Genomic DNA, 23814 nt, shown 5'->3' on the forward strand with positions numbered 1-23814 from the left:
CTTAGTGCGGGTTTTTTCGTTTCTATAGCAACTCGTTTTATCACTAATTAAGGCAAGATGATTAAGCCGGAATATTGGTTTCTGCCGCTGATCCCTGGATGAGTCGGATCTATGGCTCGCTGCTGACTATTACGGCGGAAACTGGTGTATTTAAACGCAGGGACAAGCTCTTCTCGATTATCGTTGGGCAGACCGGCTGATTTAGGTGGCATGCAGTCTGCTGGTGTACAGATGGTGCAACTTCCAGTGCGGTCTATTTGATGAAAACCCAATGATTGCAATTGATGCTCAGCAATGGCGGTAAGGTTGAGATGCCGATAGCGGGGAGAAATAACTGTTTTTGGAACATCCATATTATCAATAAATCGTGCCACTAAATCTTCGGTTACCTCGTAACAGCAGGAGCGTGCCGCAGGGCCAATAGCCGCAACCCATTCATTTGTGGAATCATCTTGAGATATACGTTCAGCCATCCGAAGTAGAATGCCATCCAATAATCCGCGCCAGCCCGCATGCGCCACGGCGATAGCTTTTCCGTCGCGTCGGCTGAAAATGACCGGTAGGCAGTCCGCCGTAAGTACCGTTAACAAAATACCTGGTTGGGTGGTGTATAAACCATCGGTTTCACCGCAGGCTTGCTGGGGTTCGCGAACATCGACAATTCGCGTGCCATGTACCTGCTTTTTCTCCGGCATAGTGGTACGAAAGGGCTGTAAAGGCTCCGGCAGCAATGCGGATTTATTGCCAAAGCCATGAAGTATATGAGGAACACGGGTAAATAATCTGGATACGTCAGTCATGTGAATCACTTTGCCTCGGTGGCTGCGGAGTAGCTCAGTGTAGGCCGAATTTTCATTAGCTGGCTACTGTTGGTTGCTTTAATAACCTGAATGAGGTTCCCATTCGCGCTTTGTTGCAAAATAAGATGCCTTGTATCACTGTTTCTACCCTGTAACGACCAAGGTTCAGGTTTAATGATCGACCAGAGCGGATAATGCCTACAGGGAAACCGAATGATTTCTAAAGTAAATAATGACGCTAACAATTTTGTCCGTTGGCGTTTTAGCCTGCTGTGCGGTTGTATCCTGTTGTCACTAATAGGATTGCTTGGGAGAGTGGCTTGGCTGCAAGTGGTGGAACCGGAGCCGCTGGTAAAAGAAGAGAATATGCGTTCGGTTCGCGTGATGACTACCACGAATACTCGCGGCATGATTACCGATCGCAACGGTCATCCTTTGGCGGTAAGCGTACCGGTAGAGGCTATTTGGGCCGATCCTAAGGTTTTGCTGGAAAAAGGCGGCGTTGGGAATGATGCCCGCTGGCAGGCGTTGTCCCAAATGCTGCATGTACCGTTGACTGATATTGCCAGCCGTGTCAATCAGAATCCGGATGGGCGTTTTGTGTATTTAGCGCGACAGGTGGAGCAGGCGTCGGCTGAGTATATTCAACGGCTTAAACTGCCGGGAATCGCCCTGAGAGCGGAGTCGCGCCGGTTTTATCCTTCGGGTGCGACGGTGGCGAATCTGGTCGGTTTCACCAATATCGATGATCAGGGCATCGAAGGTATCGAAAAGAGTTTTAATCAGCTACTGAGCGGAACGGCGGGCAATCGGGTAGTGCGCAAAGATCGCTATGGCAACGTGGTGGAGGATATTTCCACCACCGATAGTCATCCTGGTCAAAATGTTCAGCTCAGTATTGATGAGCGCTTACAGGTCGAGGCTTCCCATGCTTTAACCAATGCGGTGCTGTTTAATAAGGCGGAGTCTGGATCGGCGGTATTGGTGGATGTGGGCACTGGTGAAGTGCTGGCGATGGCCAATTATCCGACCTATAACCCCAATAACCGAACCGATACGCCAAGGGAAAATTTCCGTAATCGGGCTATCAGCGATATTTTTGAACCGGGTTCGACGGTAAAACCTATGGTGGTGATGACGGCATTACAGCGCAAATTAGTGAAACCAGATAGCGTGCTAGATACGCACCCTTATACTTTGAGTGGACACCAAATTCGTGACGTCGGTTTTTACCCCGCGCTGTCTCTCACTGGCGTGTTGCAAAAATCCAGCGACATCGGCGTATCCCGCTTGGCCTTAGCGATGCCAGCCTCGGCACTGCTAAAAACTTATGGCTTATTTGGATTGGGTAAACCTACCGAATTGGGATTAACTGGAGAAAGCAGTGGGTTGATGCCGCACCGTCAACGCTGGAGCGATCTCGATCGCGCCACCTTCTCATTTGGCTACGGATTAATGGTAACCCCGCTGCAGTTGGCGCGGGTTTACGCCACTATTGGCAGTTATGGAATATATCGCCCTTTATCTATCACTAAGGTTGATCCGCCGGTGTTAGGGCAGCGAGTCATGCCAGCGGAACAGGTGGAAGAAGTGGAACATATGATGGAAAGCGTGGCGTTGCCCGGCGGCGGCGGGGTGAAAGCAGCGGTACGCGGTTATCGGGTGGCAGTTAAAACCGGTACCGCTAAGAAAATTGGCCCCAATGGACAATATATCGATAAATATGTGGCTTATACCGCTGGCGTGGCTCCTGCCAGTCAGCCGCGTTTTGCTCTGGTGGTGGTGATTAATAACCCGCAAGGAGGGAAATATTACGGTGGAGCAGTGGCAGCCCCGGTATTCAGCGAAATTATGGGGCAAATTTTGCGAACCATGAACGTGAAGCCGGATGCCGTTCTTGCCTCGCCTCTACGCCATAGCTGAGAATAGCGTCGGACAAGGCTGCCGCGGCTTGCAACCACGGAGGTGGTTCTTTAGACTAGCGCCGCCTTGCGCGTTCTCGCATTTTCCCTGCTATCTGGAAATATAACCATGTCTTATCAATGTCCTCTTTGCCATCAGCCGTTACAGCTCAATCAGAAGCAGTGGCGTTGCGAAAATAATCACCAGTTCGATTGCGCCAAAGAGGGTTATGTCAATTTGCTGCCCGTTCAGCATAAAGGCTCTAGGCAGCCGGGAGACAGCCCGGAGATGATGCAGGCGCGGCGCGCATTTCTCGATGCCGGTTACTATCAGCCACTGCAACAGCGGGTTGCTGCGCTGTTGGACGACATTTTGCCGCCGAAAGCCGGATTATTGCTAGATATAGGCTGTGGTGAGGGGTATTACACCGCGGCTATTGCTCAGCGGGTGAATCAGCGCAGAGAGATGCAGGTTTATGGCTTAGACGTCGCCAAGGTTGCGGTGCGTTATGGGGCAAAACGTTACCCTGAGGTGAGTTTCTGTGTGGCATCTAGCCACCGTTTGCCGTTTGCCAACGGGGCGTTGGACGGCGTTGTGCGTATCTATGCGCCATGTAAAGCGGAAGAATTGGCGCGAGCGGTGAAGCCGGGCGGTATTCTGGTGACGGTTGCGCCGGGCCCACGTCATTTATATCAATTGAAAGAAATGATCTATCAGCAAGTGCAGCTTCACGGGGAGAACGACGAACATTTGGAAGGATTTGATTTGGTTAGCCATGAGTCATTAGCCTACCCAATGGCATTGCCGGGATCGCAGGCTGTCAATTTATTGCAAATGACGCCTTTTGCCTGGCGAGCGTCAGTTGAAACCGGTCAGCAGTTGGCGGAGATGGATACTTTTGCCTGCGAAACAGATTTTGTTATTCGCGTGCATCAGCGCCATATCAATAAAACAGAATGTATTGCAGATTAATTTCGGTTTTTATTTTATATAGCCAGATCATTATGGCTTAAGTAATATTTCGATAAATAATCATGAGCGTCAGGGGGAAATAGGCGAACCTGACGCTCTATAACATCCAGTGAAGTAATAAATAGTGAGATAGCGATAATTAAGTCAAATCACTAGTGATAACTATCTGTAATTATTTAATGATGTTATTAATGATTTCGATTTTATCTATAAACTAATCAGATCCTCGGCAGGGGAAAGTACCAACCTAAAGATGGGCCATGAGTAGCGGGATTGGTTTTTTTACTGCTATCTGATTAAGTGTTTAAATTCAAAAGATATTACCTCTATTTTTGTGAGTTAAGATCCAAGTTTCGCCATGTGCGTCCGCCAGATTCGGTCACCAGAATCGATGGCACGAAGCGTACTTGTTCTGCCACTTTCAAGGCTAAGTCGGCAACTTCCTGCTTATTCAACGATCCGCTGCCGTAATTATATTCGCCGTCCGGTAATTTATAAACTTTGTCCCGACCTATTAATCGAGTAAAACCGGCTTCATTCATTTTTTCATTGAGCGTCTGGTAATCGCCTTCTTCGGCATTATGCAATTTAACACTCACGGTAAAGTAAGGCATAGAAATCCATTTATTTAGTGCGGGATAATATGTTGTATATCATGATGGGCGGGTTTTTATTATGACCGGGATCGAATTGCTGAGAATTAAGCAGGATGCGTTAATGTGGCTGGCGGTTATTTGTACGAATGATTACGGTGAGCAGGAAAATGCTGAAGATAAGAGAAGAACAGAGTCAGCACTGTCCCGGTGAAGTTAAAGACCAATCACCAGCCGGTGACGATCACCGTGTGTGGTCGAATAGCAGCTAATATCAGTCTGACGCCACGCCTAACCGCGGATTCGGATTGATATCATCGTAAGTAAAAGACAGGAAATTTGGCTTAAGCAATGTTATTGCGTCGAATGGTCATATTTATATTATGGTTAACTGTGCGCAAAACGAATTAGCGTCTGTTTAATTACCTATCTACATTATTGACGCGCTGTAATGGGCAGGTAGAGCAAATTTCCAACCCACTCAAACGATAGCGTAAACAGCAAAGTCGGCGCTCAATTCTTACATTGCCACTTTTCTCCGTGACCTGACGAACAGGCTGAAAAAGCGTGTTTTTGCTGCCGTCAGACAGGGTGCGTAAGCTGAGAAAATGCGCGGCAATTTGCGTATTCGCCTGCTGTTCCTGCGCCATTTTCATTCCCTGATACAGACGAATTCCCGCGTTATTCCAGAACAGGCTTTCGCCCATACCCGCCAGTTGGCTGAGGGTACGGCAAACCGGAGCCAGATGGTTTTGCACCAACTGCTGAAAACGACGTTCAGGATCTTGTTGGGTTACTTGATGACCCGAATGGGAAAGAATAAAGCTTTCAACCAGACCCGCTTCATTGAGCGTCAGGCTGATATGCTCCGGTAAAATAGGCAACTGCCAGTTGAACTGCAAATTAATCCGCATCCACGGCCCCAACAGGCGGGCAAAGTACCATTGTGACCATTTTGATACCAACGCAGTGCGATCTTCATTCGAATGAAGATTTAGCAGGGGCGAGATCAAGGTGAGAGCGTGTTCAGGCGTATATAAAGCACTGGCAGAAAAAGTCTTGCAGTGTGTTGACGCTGTAGACGGAAAGCACTGTTCAATGGCTTTCCGTCGGGCGAGGCTAAAATTTTCTGCGGTTAGCGTCATAACAATCCTATTTAAAAATCCTCTTCACATCAGACCTGGGAGCAGCGGCTGACGAGTTCAGGCCAGCATAATAGGGGATGGGAATAATAATGAGAATTGTTTTTATATCCAGGATGAGATTTCCTACCGCTGGGGGAAGGGCTGGCGTGGCTATCGCTCGGACAATTCTCTGATGGTTCAACGCCGCTACATCTGAATCTCAACCACATTATTGGGTTGGAATGCCTCTGTTCGAACGATTTTGGTGCTGGGCGTAATAGCACCGGTGGTGACAGACAAGCCGTATTTCGGCTGGAATACTGGCGACCTTATTCGTGGGCGTACTTTATCTATCTGTTACGTAAACAAATTCCGCAAAAGCATTCAAATTAATGAACATAAACGCTTGCAAAGTGTCGCACCGGCGGCATAATTCCTGAATTCTTATAATAAGCATTCGCATTTAGTTATTAACATTTAGGCATCAACCTTTAAATATTCGCATCATTGATAACATCGCAAACTTTCAGGGAACACCAAATAATGAAAAGCACAGCAATACACCGGGGCGGTAACAATCGTTTAGCGCCGCGCCTTTTGTTTGTCATGATCGGCGCAGCTTTGGGCACGCTATCTTCGCCGTTAATGGCCGCCGATGACACGGCGGTAGCAACCAAAGACGCCGCTAAGCCAGCTGCGGCAAAAAGTGGCGATACTATTACCGTCGTTGGCACGCAGGAAACTTTCCGCGCGGGCGGTAACGATCTGATTCCAACCTATTTGGACGGTCAGGTGGCGAACGGTGGCCGCATTGGTTTCCTCGGCCAGCAGGATGCTCGTAACGTTCCTTTTAACGTTATCGGTTACACCTCTAAGCTGGTGGAAGATCAACAGGCACGTACGGTAGCTGAGGTCGTGAAAAATGATGCCTCGGTACAAAACGTACGTGGTTTCGGTAATGCTTCGCAAAACTATCGTATTCGTGGTTTTAATCTGGATGGCGATGACATTTCATTCGGCGGGCTGTTCGGCGTATTGCCGCGTCAGATTGTTGACACCAGCATGATCGAACGCGTTGAAGTATTCAAAGGCCCGAACGTTTTTGTGAACGGTATTTCACCGAGCGGTAGCGGCGTTGGCGGGATGATTAACCTTGAACCTAAACGCGCCGGTGATACTCCATTGACTCGCGTTAGTCTGGATTATACTTCCTCATCCAAAGTGGGTGGAGCACTGGATGTGGGTCGTCGCTTTGGTGACAATGATCAGTTTGGCGTACGTGTGAATATGCTGCACCGCGAAGGGGAGACTGCAATCCATGACCAGAAAGAGCGTACCACTGCACTTTCTACCGGCTTGGATTATCGTGGCGATCGCGCCCGGACTTCTATCGATGTGGGTTATCAGAAACAAACCGTACACGGCATGCGCACCGATGTTGCGGTAGGCGCCGCAACCGTTATTCCTGAACCGCCGGCGGCGACTTTGAATTATGGTCAGCAGTGGGTTTATACCGACATGGCTACCACCTTTGGTATGTTGCGCAGCGAATATGACCTCAGTCATAACTGGACCGTCTATGGTTCTGTTGGGGCCAGTCGTAACGAAGAAACGGGTCAGTATGGCTCACCTACACTGACGGATAACAATGGCAACGCGACTATTAGCCGCCTCTATGTGCCTTATACCACGGATTCTATTGCCGCGTTAGGCGGGGTTCGCGGTCATTTCGATACTGGCCTGGTGACGCATAAAGTGAATATTGGTTATGCTGCCAACTATCGCAAAGCGATGTCCGCCTGGAATATGTCCGATCCAGTAGATACCAATATCTATAATCCCGGCGTGATTCCATTCCCACCGGCAACGTCAGGTAGTGCCAACCAAGACCCAACGCTGAACAGTCAGGTTCGTGCAAGCAGCATTTCTGTGTCCGATACCTTATCGGCGCTGGATGATAAGGTGCAGCTGATGCTGGGTCTGCGTCGTCAGGAATTGGTTATTCGTAACTTCAATAACGGTGTGCCGGACAGTGTCAATTCACAAGATGCAATGAAAGTGACCCCAATCTACGGCGTGTTGGTTAAGCCGTGGGAAAATGTGTCTCTGTATGCAAACCATATTGAAGCGTTGTCTCCGGGGAAAGTTGCGCCGTGGTACACGGCAAACGCAGGTAATGTGACCGGCATTGTTCACTCTAAACAAAATGAAGTGGGCGTGAAATTTGATAACAAACGTTATGGCGGTACTTTAGCGCTGTTTGAAATTACTAAACCGGCAGGTTCTATCGATCCTGTAACCAATACATACGCTCTCGGCGGTGAACAACGTAACCGAGGTATTGAGCTGAATGTGTTCGGTGAACCCGTATTTGGCACTCGCCTGTTAGGTAGCGCGGTCTGGTTAGACCCCATTCTGACTCAAGCGCAGGATAGTAAGAATAACGGTAACTACGCGGTTGGCGTTGCCCGCTATCAATTAGTGTTCGGCGGCGAATATGATATTCAGTCGGTTGAGGGGTTAACGGCAACGGGCACCGTGACTCGTTCGGGTTCTCAGTATGCTAATGATGCTAATACCTTGAAAATCAAACCGTGGACTCGTCTGGATCTGGGTATGCGTTATACCATGCCGTTGAAAGATACCAATCTGATCTGGCGTGCCAACTTGATGAACGTGACTAACGAACGTTATTGGGAATCTGTAGAAGATACGGGTACTTACATCTATCAAGGCAATCCGCGCGAGCTGAAACTGTCTGTCTCGATGGATTTCTAATCCGCTTAGGCTAATTAAAATCGATGTCACTGTCCCGCCGTTGGATTACTAACGGCGGGATTTTTTTAATCGATAATGGCTCGTTTGCCGATATTCTGCGCCAAACGCAGCAGATAGCCGTCCGGATCTTGCACTAAACATTGTCGCAGACCGATTTCGATTTCATTGGCACGATGCCAAACGTCGGCACAGGGCTGAAACAGCGGCCAGTTGGCCTGTTCCAGGCGCGCCAGAATCGGGGCGACCTCTGTCACTTCAATTTGAAAATTCACGCCGTTACCCAATGTCTTACCGAAAGGTGCTGTCAGCCAATGATCATCCTTTCCCTGATATTGCTCCAGCATAATCTGCGCGCCTTCGCGATCCAGATAGGCAAAGCCTTGTTCTGGTCGGTCGTATCTGATGTTGAAACCAATTATTTCACACCAAAAATAAATGCTTTTCTTAATGTCGCGCACCACTAATTCGGGAACCAACACCGCCCAATTATCCATTTTCTGTTATTACCTTAGTGAGTTGCGGGACAGACAGAATAGGGGAGTGAGGGTAATTCGCCAATACAAGAAGAGGAAAGTTGTGCTGTGAGTAGGATTAATAGTAAGGAAGAAAATGTTCAGGCAGCCGGTCTGGGGATAACCGGCTGCACGGGGGCTAGGCCATGTTATACAGGTGTTCGTACAAAATATTAAAGCCGATGCCGATAAGAATAACGCCACCGATAATTTCTGCTCTCTTGCCTAACAGCGGGCCAATATAGCGACCAATTAGCATACCTAGCGTTGCCATTATCATGGTGGCCATACCGATAGCCATGGCGGTATGCAGGATATTGACCTGTAAGAATGCCAGACCTACGCCGATAGCCATCGCATCCAGACTGGTGGCAATGGCGGTCATCACCAAAACCCAAAAGCCGTGACGCCTGACCTGCGCTTCGTCTGTAGAAGGCCCTTTACAGCCTTCTACAATCATTCGGCAACCTAAGATAAACAGCAGGCTAAAGGCTACCCAGTGATCCCATTCCATAATGTATTGGCTGGCAAATAAGCCAATGCCCCAGCCGATTAATGGCGTAATAGCTTCAATCACGCCGAAAATTAATCCGGTTCGAACGGCTTCACGAAAACGGGGTTTATACAGTGTGGCACCTTTGCCAATTGAGGCCGCGAATGCGTCCATTGACATGCCAAAAGCCAGAATAAGTGTTGCAGATAGATTCATGGTAAATAGTCTCGGCCGGGTGGCTCCATATACACGCAACCCACCCCCAACCAACGACGGAGTTACGTGTCTATGGTCTCGCCAACCTTACCTGGCTGCCCGCACCACGTTTCGATAAATGAAACGAGTATGTTGATACGGGCGTTTCTGAATAGCGATGTAATGCAGGATTACATGCGTCAGAAACCGGCTACTCCCCAATGAACGGCGCAACCTTACCATATTATTTTGGCATCGGACAACAATAAAAAAATAATAGCGCCAGATTTGATAATGATATTTATTACCATTATCAATTAAGAGGTAAATTAGGTGATATAAGCAGCAATAATAATGTGGGCTTAAAGCGGAAATATATTTTTTGTTGTTGGCAAATTAATCATTCAGCGGAAATTTTAATCTGCCATTAAGTTTAAGGAAATATTTTTAACCTTGATTTTCAAGGAAAAAGTTATAAATTTTTTCTAGGTCATCCAGGTGTGTCACTTGAATCAGTAACCTACGCTTTTCTAACTCGATAACCAGAATGCCATCTTCCGATAAATTCATAGTCTTTATCCGGTTATATTCTATAAAAGCATTAGCGTAGAAGAATCCAGTGGGTTTAAACAATAACTTAGGCCAACGAATATAAGATATATACAGAGCGACTAAAGCCAAACCAAACAATAAATAAGTGGTAAGTGGGGCACCGTCGGCCATCACATTATTATAAATAAGAATGGCAATTAACCCGACAAAGATCAGGCAGTCGAGTTTATTTTTACGTTTTAGCCGGATGGCCAATAACGTTTTTCCCTTCAACGTCTTCATGATGAATTCGTCGTAAATGGCGTAGAGAAGCAATAGGGCAATAAAGACAACCAAGACAATATCGGTAACCGACATGCGTTTACTCCTGAAAAAACAACCGGGGGCGAGCCCCCGGTTTGATACAGATATACAGACAGGGTGCGGAAATTATGGTGCCAGGAAGCCAATCCAGTAGCCGAAGATCCCGATGGCGAAGAAGCCCATAATAATCCACAGGGCATTAACCTTACGACGTAACAGCCACATACAGCCGAAGGTTAACAGTAGCGGTACCAGCCCCGGCATTAACTGATCCAGAATAGTTTGAACCGTCGTGACCGTGGTTTCACCGGCTTGGTTGGTAATACGGGATACCACCACCGGAATATCAACGTGCGTCCACTTGTTAACCAATGCCCCCATAACAAACAGGCCAAGAATGGACGCCCCCTCAGTCAGTTTTTGCAGGAAGCCGCCGCCCATATCGTTAACGATATTGACCCCTTTCTTATAACCATAGGCCACGCCGTAATAACGGGTTAGCAGGCGAACCAGGTTAAACAGCACGAAGAACAGGATCGGCCCGAGCAAACTGCCGCTCATGGCGATACCGGCACCCAGCGCCGCGAATACCGGACGTACGGTACCCCAGAAGATCGGGTCACCCACACCGGCCAGAGGACCCATCAAACCTACTTTGATACCGTTAATCGCAGCATCGTCAATCGGTGCGCCGTTAGCCCGTTGTTCTTCCATTGCCATAGTGACGCCCAGTACCGGTGCGGCCACATAAGGGTGGGTGTTGAAGAATTCCAAATGGCGTTTAATTGCCTGCTTGCGCTCATCGTTGTTCTCTGGATACAGGCGACGAATCACCGGTACCATAGAGAAGCAGAAGCCCAGCGCCTGCATACGTTCGAAGTTCCATGACCCTTGGAAAAGGTTAGAGCGCAAAAACACACCGCGAACGTCGCTGGCCGTGAGTTTCTTTTCACCAGTAGTTGTTGTATCAACCATTTCTCTCACCTTCGCTTAGTCTAATTCGTTATCGAGATCGTTATTGGCAGGAGCCGGACCAGACTGCACAACCTGAGATTTGTTGTATTTCGGGCTGAGCTGAATGTAGAGAACGGCCATGACGACACCAATCACACCCAAAGCAACAAGGTTGAAGTTAGTGAAGGCTGCGGTAACGAAACCTAAATAGAAGAACGGCATCAGGTAGCCAGCACGCATCATGTTAATAACCATGGCGTAACCGACCACGACGATCATACCACCTGCGATATTCAGACCGTTGGTAACGACTTCTGGGATAGAGTTAAGCAGTGACTGAACTTCCGATGTCCCGACGGATAGGGCAACGATAAGTGCAGGAATAGCAATACGCATGGCCTGTAAGAACAGGGCAGAGACGTGTAGCCAGGTAATGGCTCGCAGACTACCACGTTCCGCCGCACTGTCTGCCGCGTGCTGGAAAGCCACGGTAACGGTACGAACGATGATAGTCAGCACCTGACCGGCGGCGGCCAGCGGGATCGCCAGTGCAATACCGGCTCCGATGCTTTGACCACCGGCGATAACCAGAATGGTTGAAATGATCGATGCCAGAGCAGCATCAGGGGCAACGGCGGCGCCGATGTTCATCCAGCCCAGAGCGATCATTTCCAGCGTACCACCGATGATAATACCGGTTTTCATATCACCTAAAACGATACCGATTAAGGTACAGGCGACGAGGGGACGGTGAAATTGGAACTCATCCAGAATGGAACCCATCCCGGCGATACAGGCAACGATAAATATCAGCACAATCTGAAGAGTTGTGATCTCCATTGTACTTCTCCTATGACTAAAAAAAGCTGAGTAAAATAACCCTGTTCAAACAGAACCGGACATAACCTATCTGTGTAGTTATTTATAGAGCTAATTAGTTAAGTTTTGCGATCAGATCCATCATTTTTAAGCGACTATCCGAAGACACTTTTCGTACTTCCAGTTCGATTCCGCGCGCATTTAATTTCTTAAATGCTTCAACATCTTTCTCATCAACGGAAACCGCGTTGTTGACCTGGGTTTTACCCTGACGGAATGCCATACCACCAATGTTGACCGATTTAATATCCACACCGCCTTCTACCAGACGTAGGACGTCTGTTGGATTGGTGAATAACAGCATGACCCGATCTTTGGCATATTTAGGGTTGTTGTATACGCGAATGGCTTTTTCCACATCGACGACGTGGGCCGTTACGCCGGGAGGAGCAACCTGAGTCAGTAGGGTTTTACGCATATGGTCGGCAGCAACTTCATCACTGACAACAATAATACGATTGACGTTGGTTTCTTTGGTCCAGCGAGTGGCGACCTGACCGTGAATCAGACGGTCATCGATGCGCGCCAAACCGATCTTCATATGGTCATCGGGACCCAAAGGTGCAGCGGGCGCTGACGGCGCTTTGGCTACGGGAGCAGCTTGCTGCGTCTCGGGCTTATCACTCGTGTCTGGCGTTTTTAAGGCTTTTACACCAGTGCGACCGGTTTCTACCGCGATACTGACCAGTTCGGCGTAGGACGGATTATCATCACGCGCCATAAAGGTTTCTACTAGCATCGGAATGTTAACCCCGGTGACGACCTCATAGTTTTCTTTATCAACAACAATACGGCTGGCGGCATTAAAGGGACTGCCTCCCCAAGTATCTACCAGGAACAAGACACCTTTACTGGTATCCAGACCTGCCAATTTCCCTGTGTACTTCTCAATAAGTGTTTCGGCATTTTCACCGGGTACGAAATCGATATAAGCGACGTTTTCTTGCTCGCCTAGGATCATTTCCGCAGTACGCAGTAGCTGTTCAGCCGCTGCCCCGTGTGTGCCGATGATAATAGCTATACTCACTCGCTACCCCCTCAGTTAACTCAGGATTGAGTTCTGGCACGTCATGAAAGTTGATTTACTACCAGCGCGTCCCTGCGGTACATATTGAATCTATTATGATAGTCGCAATCACTACTACCCGCCGACGATTTGTCCTTTATCCCCATGAATCGATTCAGGTCATGGGTACGATGCCGTTGGCTGGTATTTATTTTAGTCAGTGAAAAAATAATTTATGTGACGCTGCTCATTTATTGGGACATGTTATGACTAGATTTAGTCTGGTTGGATAATTAAACAGCACTGATGTGACAAAGAGTGGTGGAAGGTTAATAATTCCCGCTATGACATTAAAAAGATTCCTGATAAAGTTAAGTTCATTTTTATTTGTAAGGAGTTAAGGGCCTCAGCTCTCCCTATGGACTGTCACCGAAGTTACTGCTTTGAAGAAGGTTATCCCCCGCCTGCGGGTAAAAATCAGGTTATTCGATCGCGTATTTATCTATCGCTCATCTTCGTACAATCTTTCACTGAATTCCGACGTGTAACCGGTTTCCGGCGTTTTGTCGTGCCTGTTAAATCACGTCTGTCCCGTCAGTCATGTTCTAATTTTTGGAGTCTTGCATGGAATTTCTAATGGACCCCTCGATTTGGGCAGGGTTACTTACGCTGGTCGTGTTGGAAATTGTACTGGGTATCGATAACTTGGTGTTTATCGCCATTTTGGCCGACAAACTGCCGCCTAAACAGCGAGACAAGGCCCGAATTATCGGCCTAGCGCTGGCGCTGATTATGCGTTTGGGACTGTTGTCGGTGATTTCATGGATGGTTACCCTCACCACACCGTTGTTTAGCGTCGCCAGTTTCAGTTTCTCCGGACGGGATTTAATCCTGTTGGTTGGCGGGCTGTTCCTGCTGTTTAAAGCTACCACCGAACTACACGAACGGCTGGAAGGCAATCAGCATGATGGCAATGCTAACCGAGGTTACGCCAGTTTTTGGGCGGTAGTCGCGCAGATTGTGGTGTTGGATGCGGTGTTCTCGCTGGATGCGGTGATTACCGCCGTCGGCATGGTGAACGATTTACCGATCATGATGACCGCAGTGATAATTGCGATGGGCGTCATGTTGCTGGCTTCTAAAACGTTAACTAACTTCGTTAACGCCCATCCCACGGTGGTGGTGCTGTGCCTTAGCTTCCTGTTAATGATCGGCTTAAGTCTGATCGCCGAAGGTTTCGGTTTCCATATTCCGAAAGGTTATCTGTACGCGGCCATCGGCTTCTCTATCCTGATTGAGCTGTTTAACCAGATTGCGCGCCGTAACTTTATCAAAAATGAATCTCGGCTGCCGCGACGCCAGCGTACCGCCGAGGCGATTATTCGCTTGATGGGCGGTCGTAATCAGGAACAAGAGCAGGGCAATACGCCTCAAAATGCGCCAGTTGAGGCCTTCGCGGAAGAAGAGCGCTACATGATTAGCGGTGTGCTGACGCTGGCTTCCCGCTCATTGCGCAGCATTATGACGCCGCGCACCGAAATCAGCTGGGTTGATTGCCATCGTTCCAAAGATGAGATTCGGATGCAGTTGTTGGATACGCCACATAGCTTGTTCCCGGTGTGCCGTGACTCGCTGGATCAGATTATCGGCGTGGTGCGAGCTAAAGATCTGCTGGTGGCGATTGAGCAAGGCCAGTCTATCTGCGAGTTTGCTGCGGCAACGCCACCCATCGTGGTGCCAGATACCATGGATGTCATCAATCTTTTGGCGGTATTGCGTAAAGCCAAAGGGCGTCTGGTGGTGGTCAATGATGAGTTCGGTGTGGTTCAGGGGCTGGTAACGCCGCTGGACGTGCTGGAAGCTATCGCCGGTGAATTCCCTGACGAAGATGAAACCCCAGATATCATCACCGACGGTAATGGCTGGCTGGTGAAGGGCGGGGCAGATTTGCACTCGCTGGAGCAAGCGCTGAACTGTCAGGAACTGGTTAGCCCGACGGAGGATTACGCATCGTTGGCGGGGATGTTACTTTCTCACTCCGGTCACATGCCATCTGCCGGTGATGTGATTGAACTGCATCAGCTACGTTTCCAAATCATTGACGTGACCGATTACCGTATTGAATTAGTTCGTATCGATAAAATCGAATCCTCAAACGACGAGTAAGCTCAGATTGTCGGTTAACCAGCCACATCCTAAGGGGGCCAATCGGCTCCCTTTTAACAATCCAGCCTCTTTATTTCCCATAGGACTGACTAGGTATGTGACGCAATGAAGTCAGAGGACAAATGAGACAGCGTGATATTTTGCAGGCAATAGATAGAGAGCCAGCAGAGTGGTTGATACCGTTTGCCTTAGTGTGAATGAAATAAAACGGGAGCCGATTTGGCTCCCGTTTGCTGATTTCTTTCCGCTTTAGCAGAAGGTATCAGTGAGTTGCATTGTAATTTAGTTACACTGCACTTTGATTGCCAGACCGCCGCGAGAAGTTTCACGGTATTTAGCATTCATATCTTTACCGGTTTCAAACATGGTTTCGATAACTTTGTCGAGAGAAACGCGCGGTTCGCTGCTACGGCGCATTGCCATGCGTGCGGAGTTAATCGCTTTTACCGAAGCGATTGCGTTACGTTCGATGCAAGGAACCTGCACTTGGCCGGCAACCGGGTCACAGGTCAGACCCAGATTGTGCTCCATACCGATTTCGGCCGCAATGCACACCTGAATCGGGCTTGCGCCCAGCAGCTCAGCTAAACCGGCAGCCGCCATAGAACAGGCTACGCCCACTTCACCCTGACAGCCTACTTCTGCACCGGAAATCGACGCATTCATTTTATACAGAATGCCGATAGCGCCGGAGGCGAGGAAGTAACGGATAAAGATTTCCGGTGTCACTGGCTCGATAAAGTGATCGTAGTAAGCCAGAACGGCTGGAACGATACCGCAGGCGCCGTTGGTGGGTGCAGTCACTACGCGTCCACCGGCGGCGTTTTCTTCGTTCACGGCCAGCGCGAACATATTCACCCAATCAATCACGTTCATTGGGTCGCTGGACAGTTTATCGGAAGAAACCAGCAGACGGCGTAACGCAGAAGCACGACGCGGAACGCGTAGCGGACCCGGCAGAACCCCTTCGGTATTCAAGCCACGATCGATACAGGCGCGCATAGTGTCCCAAATCGCCGTAAAGTAAGCATCAATCTCTTCTTTACTGTGCATGGCCAGCTCGTTCTGCATCACCATACCGGAGATGGACATCCCGGTGGTGCGGCAATGGGCCAGAATGTCTTCAGCGGAGTTAAACGGATAAGGTACGCTAATCTCGTTGACTGAAGCTTTACCGAAATGCTCTTCATCGACGATGAAGCCGCCGCCGATAGAATAGTAAGTTTTGCTGTACACTTTTTCATCGCCGGCGAAGGCGTGAATTTGCATACCATTTTCATGCAGGGGCAGGTTATCGCTACGGAAAACCATGCCGCCTTCACGTGGGAAATCAACTTCGTGCAAGCCATTGGCCAGCATCAGTTTTTCACGTTGCTCAACATCGCGAATAAAACCGGGAATGCTATCGATATCAACCGTGTCAGGCATATTGCCCGCTAACCCCATAATGATAGCGATATCAGTATGGTGGCCTTTACCGGTTAACGACAGTGAGCCGTAAACTTCCACGGCCACACGCGTGATAGAAGGCATTAGTCCCTGTGTTACCAGGTCGTCTACAAACTGTTTGCCGGCTTTCATCGGTCCAACCGTATGAGAGCTGGACGGGCCGATGCCGATCTTAAACATGTCGAAAACGCTAATCACGCTAGAACTCCTCAAAGGCATTGTGTTTAAAACCGATGTTTTATGGCCGAAGCGTTTAAAAATTACGCAGCGGGAACATCGGTATTGTAGGTTGACTCGTCAACTTTCGTGACTTTATTCGCATGAAATAAAGTAATCGCGAGCCTTAGTTTATTGTGTTTTTACTGGTGTTAGCGGTATCGATCGGATACAGCAACAGTCACGCTGTTAACCAACAACATAAGTGACTTTTTTTACGGGTTATTAACCCCACACTATTAGTGGTTTATAGTGAAGGAAGCTATTTTACAGGTATTTCATAACGCTGACAGGCCTGTTTACAGTTTTTTTAAAAACTGCGACACAGAGAACATAGGGTAAAAGTGGTAAAGGCGAGGTGATAGGGATCGTTTTATGCTGAAAATAAGAGGTTTACCGCACGATGATGTGAGGGTTATCACGAGTTTCAGCGCGGTTCGATGCTGACTTGCTGCGCCAGACGGCGAATAATGGCGGCGGTGAGTCCCCAGACGAACTGGCTTTCGTACCAAGACAGATAAATCCGGTGCTGCTCGCCCGCGCGGTGAATATCCAGTGGATAATAACGTGAAAGGCTTAACGCTTCGTATAGTGGCATTTCGAACAGACCGGCAACTTCATCTTCATTACCGTGAAAGGGGACGTCCGCAGGAATAAGCCCCACAATTGGCGTGACTTGAAAACCGGTCGAGCTATCCAGTGACCCTAGCTGGCCTAGCACGCGTACCGATTCAGGAGGAATCGCCACTTCTTCCTGCGCTTCCCGCAGAGCGGTTTCAATCAGCGAATTATCTTCTGGGTCGGCCTTGCCGCCGGGGAAAGCCACTTGCCCGGCGTGTTTACGTAAATGAGCGGATCGACGCGTTAACAGCAGCGTCGGCTCCGGGCGACAAATAATCGGCACCAGCACCGCCGCGCGATGAGTATGAGCCGACAGGCTGCCGGGCTGCGGCAACTGAAGCTGAAAACGACTGATAAATTCGGGTAAACTGATCCCACTCACGGCTGCGGGTTCTCCCCCAATAATGGCAAAATGCGCGCGATTTTATCAAAGGTTTCCTGATATTCGGCTTGCTCCTGACTGTCTGCCACTATGCCTCCTCCCGCCCAACAATAAATTTTACCCTTTTCCGTCAATAAGGTGCGGATGGTGATATTGGTATCCATGGTGCCACAGCAACTAATATAGCCAATGTTACCGCAATATCCATTACGGCGGTGAGGTTCCAGTTGCTCAATAATCTGCATGGCACGGATTTTTGGCGCGCCGGTAATCGAACCGCCGGGGAAGCAGGCTCGCAGCAATTGTGTCGGCGAACAATTCGTCGGCAGGGTGGCGGTGATGGTACTGACCAGATGATGCACTGCGGGGAAAGGTTCCACCACGAACAGCTCCGGCACCCGAACGCTGCCAGGTTCAGCGACGCGACCAATATCGTTACGCAGTAAATCCACAATCATCAGGTTTTCTGCCCGATCTTTGGGGGATGCGGCTAAGCGTTCAGCCTGCTGCCGATCGGCATCCGCCTCTTTCAGCCGTGGCAACGTGCCTTTGATTGGCCGAGTCTGGATCTGTTGATTTTCCAGCCAGACAAAACGCTCGGGGGAAACGCTGATCACCGTATGTTCCGGCAGTCGAATAAACGCGGAGAAAGGCGCGCGATTGCTGGCGCTCAGCCGTAAAAAAGCCTGCCATTCATCCCCTTGATATTTGGCGCTGAAGCGTTGCGCCAGATTGATTTGATAGCAGTCGCCACTGTGCAGATATTCCTGCACCTGACGGAATTTTTCGCCGTACTCTTCACGAGTCATGTTGGCTTGCCACGGACTTTGCAGCGCGAAAGACTGAGTCGTAGCTGGACGCTGCTGCTCTAGCCATTGATAGCGTTGCTCTACATCCCCGTGGCTAACTAGCGTCAGTTTTTGTCGTTGGTGATCGGCAATCAGCGCCCAGTCATACAAACCAATGGCCATATCAGGCAAGTGAATATCTTGCTGTGCCAGCGCAGGTAAAACCTCGATTCTGCGTCCTAAATCGTAACCAAACAGCCCTAATGCGCCGCCCAAAAAGGGTAAGTCTGGATTTGGCGAGCAGGTCAACCCCAAGTAATCCAGCTGTTGTTGTAATAAATCGAAAGGATCGATTTCTGAATATTGGGTATTCAGGGAATCGCTGATTTCCGTTTCTTTGCCTCGGGTGATCAATCGCACGCGGGGTTCAGCAACCAAAATATCAAACCTGTTGTGGGAATGTTCGGCAAAACCCGAATGCAGCAGCATCGCCCAAGGTAAGGTGGAAATCGGAGCGAAATAGTGCAACAACGCATCAGGGTGATAAGGCAAACTTTTGCAGAAAGGAGCCTTAGCTTGCAGGTTATGAGTATTTTTTTCGACTGACGACATGACAACTCGTGAAATAATTTCGGGGAAAAGATTCGGCCTCTAAGGTTATCACAGATTATGCGGGCGAGGGCAGTAGCGGCTTGACAGGGAATTCCCTATTGCGCTAAAGAAACGGGTATACTTGCCAGCTAATTCGTAGGAGACAGATAATGCTAGCGGGAATGCCCTCACTTTCTCACCAAGAGCAACAGGAAGCTGTTGAACGTATTCACCAACTGATGTCCGAAGGGATGAGCAGTGGTGAAGCCATAGGCCTGGTTGCGGAAGAAATTCGCGAGCGCCACCAAAACGATCCTCAAGCAATGGTCATCTTTGATGATGAAGACTTTGAGGAACATAACGATCCTGAGTATCGCCGCGACGATGAAAAAGACGCGGACGAGTATGAGGATGACTACGAAGGTGAGTGATCGGTATCAGTGACCAGAAGTTAAGCTATCCGAAGGCTCGTTAGCCAAAGTCAATTACCATCATGAAGGTTTCGGTAAACTTGCCTGAAACCCTCATGATATTTCGCATCACGGCCTAGGACCGTTGATTTTCAGCTGTGGCTGACCGTGATTTTCCCAGCGACATTTTTCGCCACGGCCACGGCTTGTTCTACCGTTTCGGCTACGGCCAGCGCGACGCCCATCCGCCGTCTGCCGGCAATTTCGGGTTTACCAAACAAACGCACGTCCACGTCACCCAGCAGCGCATTTTCCAAACCGCGATATACCACATTCTGACTGGTTAACTCAGGCAAAATAACCGCTGAGGCAGCGGGGCCATACTGGCGAATCTGGCTGATTGGCATGCCGAGAAATGCGCGAACATGCAGCGCAAATTCGGAAAGATTTTGAGAAATTAGCGTGACCATACCGGTATCGTGTGGGCGAGGGGAGACTTCGCTGAAAATAACGTCATCACCACAGATAAACAGCTCCACGCCGAATAAACCGTAGCCACCCAAAGTTTGGACCACTTTTGCCGCGATCGCCTGCGCGCGTTGCAACGCCAGCTCGCTCATCTGCTGTGGCTGCCAAGATTCGCGATAATCCCCCTCCTCCTGACGGTGGCCAATCGGCGCGCAGAAATGAATACCATCTGCGGCGCTGATGGTCAGCAGAGTAATTTCGAAGTCAAAATTAACCAGACCCTCCACAATCACCCGACCGCCACCGGCGCGACCACCTTGCTGCGCATAATCCCATGAGGTTTGTAGTTGATCTTCACTGCGGATCAGGCTTTGGCCTTTGCCAGAGGAACTCATCACCGGTTTCACAATGCACGGATAACCGATTTCGGCCACCGCTTGACGGAAACTGCTTTCGGTATCAGCAAAACGGTAGCTAGAAGTAGGTAATCCTAAAGTTTCTGCGGCCAAGCGACGAATGCCTTCGCGGTTCATTGTTAGGCGAGTGGCTTCGGCGCAAGGCACTACGTGTTGGCCCATGAGTTCCAGTTCCACCAGCATATCGGTGGCGATAGCTTCAATTTCCGGCACGATGTAGTGGGGTTTTTCCCGCTCCACAATTTGTTTGAGCGCAGCTCCATCCAGCATATTAATCACGTGACTGCGGTGGGCGACGTGCATAGCCGGCGCATCGGCATAGCGATCGACGGCGATCACTTCCAGCCCAAGGCGCTGACATTCAATCGCCACTTCTTTGCCCAGTTCGCCAGAGCCAAGCAGCATCACACGGGTTGCGCCGGGGCGCAGAGCAGTTCCAATGGTTAACATAATTCGATACCTACATCAGCAAGATAATATGCGAGGAAAGAAACCTCCGCAGTATATACGAAAACGATTGCGCAGGCAGCGCTTAGGGCAAAATTCGGGTTTGACTGCGGATAAATGCAGCAAAATAAGGTTTGGATCAATCAGAGGGGCAGAGATATCGAAAGGGTGATATTCGGTCCGTACCTATGGTTACAGAAGAAAAACGCAGATTTCCCCGCGCTTTTTACGCTTTAACTCAAGAAAAGGCCTCAACTCTGCTATTATCGCCGCAAATATTGCGCTTGCCTTCAGGCATCGCTTTCAATCCATTCCGTTATATAAGAGTTACCGCCGTGAGCACAACGTCCTTTTCTTCCCTAACGCTGCCTGCCGAGCAGTTGTCGAACCTTAATGAACTCGGTTATACCGAAATGACGCCGGTACAGGCAGCCGCGTTACCGGCCATTCTGAACGGGCAAGATGTGCGGGCCAAAGCCAAAACGGGCAGTGGTAAAACGGCCGCATTCGGCATTGGTTTGCTGGATAAAATCGCCGTGGGTGAGTTTGTGACTCAGGCATTGGTCCTGTGTCCAACTCGCGAACTGGCCGATCAGGTCAGTAAAGAACTGCGTCGTTTGGCGCGTTTTACTCAAAATATTAAAATTCTGACCCTGTGTGGTGGCCAGCCAATGGGGCACCAGTTAGACTCTCTGGTGCATGCGCCGCATATCGTTGTGGGCACGCCGGGACGCATTCAGGAGCATTTGCGTAAACGTACTTTGGTATTGGACGATCTGAAAGTGCTGGTGCTGGATGAAGCGGATCGCATGCTAGACATGGGCTTTACTGACGCGATCAATGACGTTATCAGCTACACGCCGCCGCAGCGTCAGACTCTTCTGTTTTCAGCGACTTATCCGGCGGGGATCGAACAGATCAGCGCGAAAGTACAGCGTGATCCGCTGAACGTAGAAGTGGCCGACGAAGGCGATGAACCCGCGATCGAACAGGTATTCTTCGAAACGACTCGTGAAAAACGTCTGCCGCTGCTGAACTCAGTATTAAGCCACTATCAGCCGGCGTCCTGCGTGGTGTTCTGCAACACAAAAAAAGACTGTCAGAGCGTTTACGATGCGCTTGAATCACGTGGAATCAGCGTATTAGCGCTGCACGGTGACTTAGAGCAGCGGGATCGCGATCAGGTGTTGGTGCGCTTCTCTAACCGCAGTTGCCGAGTGTTGGTTGCCACCGACGTCGCGGCGCGCGGTCTGGACATCAAAGATTTGGAACTGGTTGTGAACTTCGAACTGGCTTTCGATCCGGAAGTCCACGTACACCGTATTGGTCGTACCGGTCGCGCGGGCATGAGCGGGTTGGCAGTCAGTCTGTGTACGCCGTCAGAAATGGGGCGCGCGCACGCCATTGAAGATTATCTGCAAATCAAAGTGAAATGGACGCCGGCGGAGCAGGTGAGTCGCAGCGCCAATGTCATGCTGGAGCCAGAAATGGTGACGCTATGCATAGACGGGGGTCGTAAAGCCAAGATTCGCCCAGGCGATATTTTGGGGGCGTTGACCGGCGATGCGGGTTTAACGGCCGCTGACGTCGGTAAAATCGATATGTTCCCGGTTCATGCATACGTTGCTATTCGCAAGGACAGTGCGAAACGGGCGATACAGCAATTGCAGCAAGGTAAAATTAAAGGCAAAAACTGTAAGGCACGTTTGTTAAAATAATAAATAACGACTTTTACGGGGTAGCGCGTATTGCGTTGCTCCGTTTCAGCCCTTTATATTGAATGCCACTAACTGACAGATTTACTGTTTAAGTTATTGAGTTTAATTATATATTTCGTTTGTTTTAGCTGGCTGGGGTTATTGCTCCCGCTGAACGGAATGAGTATTTAACAGCATTTAATAAAGGGAGTTTATTAAATATGATACCTGTCATTAATCAGACCGCCGTATTTATCCGCCCAGCTTCTCTTTCTTCTTCCTCAGTTAACCCTAATGATTTTGCGCCCCCAGCGGGTGAGATAAAGTCCACACTGGATCAACATATTAAGGGAAAGCAGGTGCTGGTTTTTAGCGGTTTTTCCGGCATGGGGTACGACGATGTTAAAGCGTTTAAAACTTCGCTCGAATCTACATTAAGGGAGGCTAGCCTCAACCATGGTAATCATAATGTGGTGGTGGTCGCGGGGGCGACTAGCGTAGGCATTGGAGAGGTTTATTCGCTGGCAAAAAAATTTGAAATTAAAACGCTGGGGATTGTTTCTGAAAAAGCCAAAGGCGGCGGTGAAATAGCCAGTAGTTGTGACGATGTGGTTTATGTTCCCGATAAACAAGGTAGCTGGCAGGTACTTTACGATATAGATAAGGCTAAGGGATTAACGGGGTCATATATGACCTATGTTGCTTCAAAAGCATCGCCGGCCTCTGGCGGTGAGTTCTTCGCTTTTGGGGGCGGAGACGTGACGGTGAGTGAGCTCAAGGAAGCAAAAAAACTGGGGATAACTACGCGAGTTTATCCTGATTTCCAACCCAATCAGGATAAAGTAAAAGAGCGCCAGGGAAATAAGCCGGGTAGCGATATGACGCCAGTGAAAACTTATCTGACTCAGACTCTGGAATAAAACCTGACCAATTTTTCGGTAGCGGATGCAAGTCCGAGTTTGAAAGTCGCATTTACGAAAATCATGTTCGCTAAATGCGTGTTCATCAATCTGTCGTTAATGACTTCGAATAATGGGAAGCGCTGAGCCACAACGAGAGCTTCCCATTATGTTATAATTTCTCCGGTTTAAATATTCTCT

The 23814-nt window shown here is 49.2% G+C and carries 20 protein-coding genes and 1 riboswitch; of the genes, 7 read left to right on the top strand and 13 right to left on the bottom strand.

Going from position 1 to position 23814, the window contains the following annotated elements; all coding sequences use genetic code 11:
* Window positions 1–47: 47 nt before the first annotated feature.
* Complete coding sequence (gene pgeF, locus AD970_RS14430) at window positions 48–800, bottom strand: peptidoglycan editing factor PgeF (protein WP_049600446.1); 753 nt, start codon at window positions 798–800, stop codon at window positions 48–50.
* A gap of 213 nt (window positions 801–1013) precedes the next feature.
* Here pgeF and ftsI point away from each other — a divergent pair, with 213 nt between their 5' ends.
* On the top strand, window positions 1014–2723 hold the full coding sequence (ftsI, locus tag AD970_RS14435) for a peptidoglycan glycosyltransferase FtsI (RefSeq protein WP_049600449.1): 1710 nt from the start codon (window positions 1014–1016) through the stop codon (window positions 2721–2723).
* Window positions 2724–2831: 108 nt separating this feature from the next.
* Window positions 2832–3674: a 23S rRNA (guanine(745)-N(1))-methyltransferase gene (rlmA, locus tag AD970_RS14440; protein WP_049600453.1), complete on the top strand. Its 843-nt coding sequence runs from the start codon at window positions 2832–2834 to the stop codon at window positions 3672–3674.
* 326 nt (window positions 3675–4000) lie between these two features.
* Here rlmA and AD970_RS14445 read toward each other — a convergent pair whose 3' ends face one another.
* On the bottom strand, window positions 4001–4288 hold the full coding sequence (locus AD970_RS14445) for a hypothetical protein (protein ID WP_049600456.1): 288 nt from the start codon (window positions 4286–4288) through the stop codon (window positions 4001–4003).
* A gap of 401 nt (window positions 4289–4689) precedes the next feature.
* Window positions 4690–5412, bottom strand: a complete 723-nt coding sequence (gene fhuF / locus AD970_RS14450; RefSeq protein WP_072080661.1) for a siderophore-iron reductase FhuF — start codon at window positions 5410–5412, stop codon at window positions 4690–4692.
* A gap of 522 nt (window positions 5413–5934) precedes the next feature.
* Between fhuF and AD970_RS14455 the strand changes: the two genes are divergently transcribed.
* Window positions 5935–8169: a TonB-dependent receptor gene (locus AD970_RS14455; RefSeq protein ID WP_049600462.1), complete on the top strand. Its 2235-nt coding sequence runs from the start codon at window positions 5935–5937 to the stop codon at window positions 8167–8169.
* A 65-nt stretch (window positions 8170–8234) separates the two neighbouring features.
* Here AD970_RS14455 and AD970_RS14460 read toward each other — a convergent pair whose 3' ends face one another.
* The 6 genes from AD970_RS14460 to manX all read right to left on the bottom strand — a co-directional run bounded on the left by AD970_RS14460 (window position 8235) and on the right by manX (window position 13084).
* Complete coding sequence (locus AD970_RS14460; RefSeq protein ID WP_049600464.1) at window positions 8235–8663, bottom strand: bleomycin resistance protein; 429 nt, start codon at window positions 8661–8663, stop codon at window positions 8235–8237.
* 157 nt (window positions 8664–8820) lie between these two features.
* The gene (mntP, locus tag AD970_RS14465) at window positions 8821–9390 is read right to left on the bottom strand and encodes a manganese efflux pump MntP (RefSeq protein ID WP_049600466.1); all 570 of its coding nucleotides are present in this window, start codon (window positions 9388–9390) and stop codon (window positions 8821–8823) included.
* An 11-nt stretch (window positions 9391–9401) separates the two neighbouring features.
* A riboswitch (yybP-ykoY riboswitch) is annotated at window positions 9402–9601 on the bottom strand.
* Window positions 9602–9816: 215 nt separating this feature from the next.
* Window positions 9817–10278: a DUF986 family protein gene (locus tag AD970_RS14470; RefSeq protein ID WP_049600469.1), complete on the bottom strand. Its 462-nt coding sequence runs from the start codon at window positions 10276–10278 to the stop codon at window positions 9817–9819.
* Between the two features lie 72 nt (window positions 10279–10350).
* Window positions 10351–11199 carry a PTS mannose transporter subunit IID gene (locus AD970_RS14475; RefSeq protein ID WP_049600472.1) on the bottom strand — a complete coding sequence of 283 codons (849 nt, stop codon included), beginning with the start codon at window positions 11197–11199 and terminating at the stop codon, window positions 10351–10353.
* A 15-nt stretch (window positions 11200–11214) separates the two neighbouring features.
* Window positions 11215–12018, bottom strand: a complete 804-nt coding sequence (locus AD970_RS14480; RefSeq protein WP_049600476.1) for a PTS mannose/fructose/sorbose transporter subunit IIC — start codon at window positions 12016–12018, stop codon at window positions 11215–11217.
* A 94-nt stretch (window positions 12019–12112) separates the two neighbouring features.
* Complete coding sequence (manX, locus tag AD970_RS14485; RefSeq protein ID WP_049600480.1) at window positions 12113–13084, bottom strand: PTS mannose transporter subunit IIAB; 972 nt, start codon at window positions 13082–13084, stop codon at window positions 12113–12115.
* Window positions 13085–13687: 603 nt separating this feature from the next.
* On the opposite strand from manX, the gene AD970_RS14490 reads away from it, so the two are divergent.
* A complete protein-coding gene (locus AD970_RS14490) occupies window positions 13688–15229 on the top strand; it encodes a TerC family protein (protein WP_049600483.1) in 1542 nt (513 codons plus the stop codon).
* A 282-nt stretch (window positions 15230–15511) separates the two neighbouring features.
* Here AD970_RS14490 and sdaA read toward each other — a convergent pair whose 3' ends face one another.
* From sdaA to pabB, 3 genes are all read right to left on the bottom strand, one after another.
* Window positions 15512–16876 (bottom strand): L-serine ammonia-lyase, encoded by a 1365-nt coding sequence (sdaA, locus tag AD970_RS14495; protein WP_049600486.1) that lies wholly within the window; start codon window positions 16874–16876, stop codon window positions 15512–15514.
* Window positions 16877–17321: 445 nt separating this feature from the next.
* Entirely contained in the window at window positions 17322–17897 is a 576-nt protein-coding gene (locus tag AD970_RS14500) for a CoA pyrophosphatase (protein ID WP_408068309.1), read from the bottom strand.
* Window positions 17894–19297 (bottom strand): aminodeoxychorismate synthase component 1, encoded by a 1404-nt coding sequence (gene pabB / locus AD970_RS14505; protein ID WP_049600492.1) that lies wholly within the window; start codon window positions 19295–19297, stop codon window positions 17894–17896. The genes AD970_RS14500 and pabB overlap by 4 nt, the downstream gene beginning before the upstream one ends.
* 149 nt (window positions 19298–19446) lie before the next feature.
* Here pabB and AD970_RS14510 point away from each other — a divergent pair, with 149 nt between their 5' ends.
* Window positions 19447–19707 (top strand): YoaH family protein, encoded by a 261-nt coding sequence (locus tag AD970_RS14510; protein WP_049600495.1) that lies wholly within the window; start codon window positions 19447–19449, stop codon window positions 19705–19707.
* Between the two features lie 131 nt (window positions 19708–19838).
* Here the strand turns inward: AD970_RS14510 and purT are convergent, their stop codons facing one another.
* On the bottom strand, window positions 19839–21020 hold the full coding sequence (purT, locus tag AD970_RS14515) for a formate-dependent phosphoribosylglycinamide formyltransferase (RefSeq protein WP_049600498.1): 1182 nt from the start codon (window positions 21018–21020) through the stop codon (window positions 19839–19841).
* 332 nt (window positions 21021–21352) lie between these two features.
* Here purT and dbpA point away from each other — a divergent pair, with 332 nt between their 5' ends.
* Together dbpA and AD970_RS14525 are read left to right on the top strand one after the other, a co-directional pair.
* Window positions 21353–22735, top strand: coding sequence for an ATP-dependent RNA helicase DbpA (dbpA, locus tag AD970_RS14520; protein WP_049600688.1), 1383 nt, complete (start codon window positions 21353–21355; stop codon window positions 22733–22735).
* A 200-nt stretch (window positions 22736–22935) separates the two neighbouring features.
* Window positions 22936–23634 (top strand): hypothetical protein, encoded by a 699-nt coding sequence (locus AD970_RS14525; protein WP_049600501.1) that lies wholly within the window; start codon window positions 22936–22938, stop codon window positions 23632–23634.
* Window positions 23635–23814 lie beyond the last annotated feature (180 nt).

It is taken from the genome of Yersinia nurmii (genome assembly GCF_001112925.1).
GTDB classification, from domain to species: domain Bacteria; phylum Pseudomonadota; class Gammaproteobacteria; order Enterobacterales; family Enterobacteriaceae; genus Yersinia; species Yersinia nurmii.

Coding starts and splice junctions, on each gene's coding strand:
- AD970_RS14460 (WP_049600464.1), bottom strand. CDS start 8,663: ATGGATAATTGGGCGGTGTTGGTTCCCGAATTAGTGGTGCGCGACATT.
- ftsI (WP_049600449.1), top strand. CDS start 1,014: ATGATTTCTAAAGTAAATAATGACGCTAACAATTTTGTCCGTTGGCGT.
- rlmA (WP_049600453.1), top strand. CDS start 2,832: ATGTCTTATCAATGTCCTCTTTGCCATCAGCCGTTACAGCTCAATCAG.
- AD970_RS14510 (WP_049600495.1), top strand. CDS start 19,447: ATGCTAGCGGGAATGCCCTCACTTTCTCACCAAGAGCAACAGGAAGCT.
- AD970_RS14455 (WP_049600462.1), top strand. CDS start 5,935: ATGAAAAGCACAGCAATACACCGGGGCGGTAACAATCGTTTAGCGCCG.
- purT (WP_049600498.1), bottom strand. CDS start 21,020: ATGTTAACCATTGGAACTGCTCTGCGCCCCGGCGCAACCCGTGTGATG.
- AD970_RS14470 (WP_049600469.1), bottom strand. CDS start 10,278: ATGTCGGTTACCGATATTGTCTTGGTTGTCTTTATTGCCCTATTGCTT.
- pabB (WP_049600492.1), bottom strand. CDS start 19,297: ATGTCGTCAGTCGAAAAAAATACTCATAACCTGCAAGCTAAGGCTCCT.
- AD970_RS14445 (WP_049600456.1), bottom strand. CDS start 4,288: ATGCCTTACTTTACCGTGAGTGTTAAATTGCATAATGCCGAAGAAGGC.
- pgeF (WP_049600446.1), bottom strand. CDS start 800: ATGACTGACGTATCCAGATTATTTACCCGTGTTCCTCATATACTTCAT.
- AD970_RS14525 (WP_049600501.1), top strand. CDS start 22,936: ATGATACCTGTCATTAATCAGACCGCCGTATTTATCCGCCCAGCTTCT.
- AD970_RS14480 (WP_049600476.1), bottom strand. CDS start 12,018: ATGGAGATCACAACTCTTCAGATTGTGCTGATATTTATCGTTGCCTGT.
- mntP (WP_049600466.1), bottom strand. CDS start 9,390: ATGAATCTATCTGCAACACTTATTCTGGCTTTTGGCATGTCAATGGAC.
- fhuF (WP_072080661.1), bottom strand. CDS start 5,412: ATGACGCTAACCGCAGAAAATTTTAGCCTCGCCCGACGGAAAGCCATT.
- AD970_RS14490 (WP_049600483.1), top strand. CDS start 13,688: ATGGAATTTCTAATGGACCCCTCGATTTGGGCAGGGTTACTTACGCTG.
- AD970_RS14475 (WP_049600472.1), bottom strand. CDS start 11,199: ATGGTTGATACAACAACTACTGGTGAAAAGAAACTCACGGCCAGCGAC.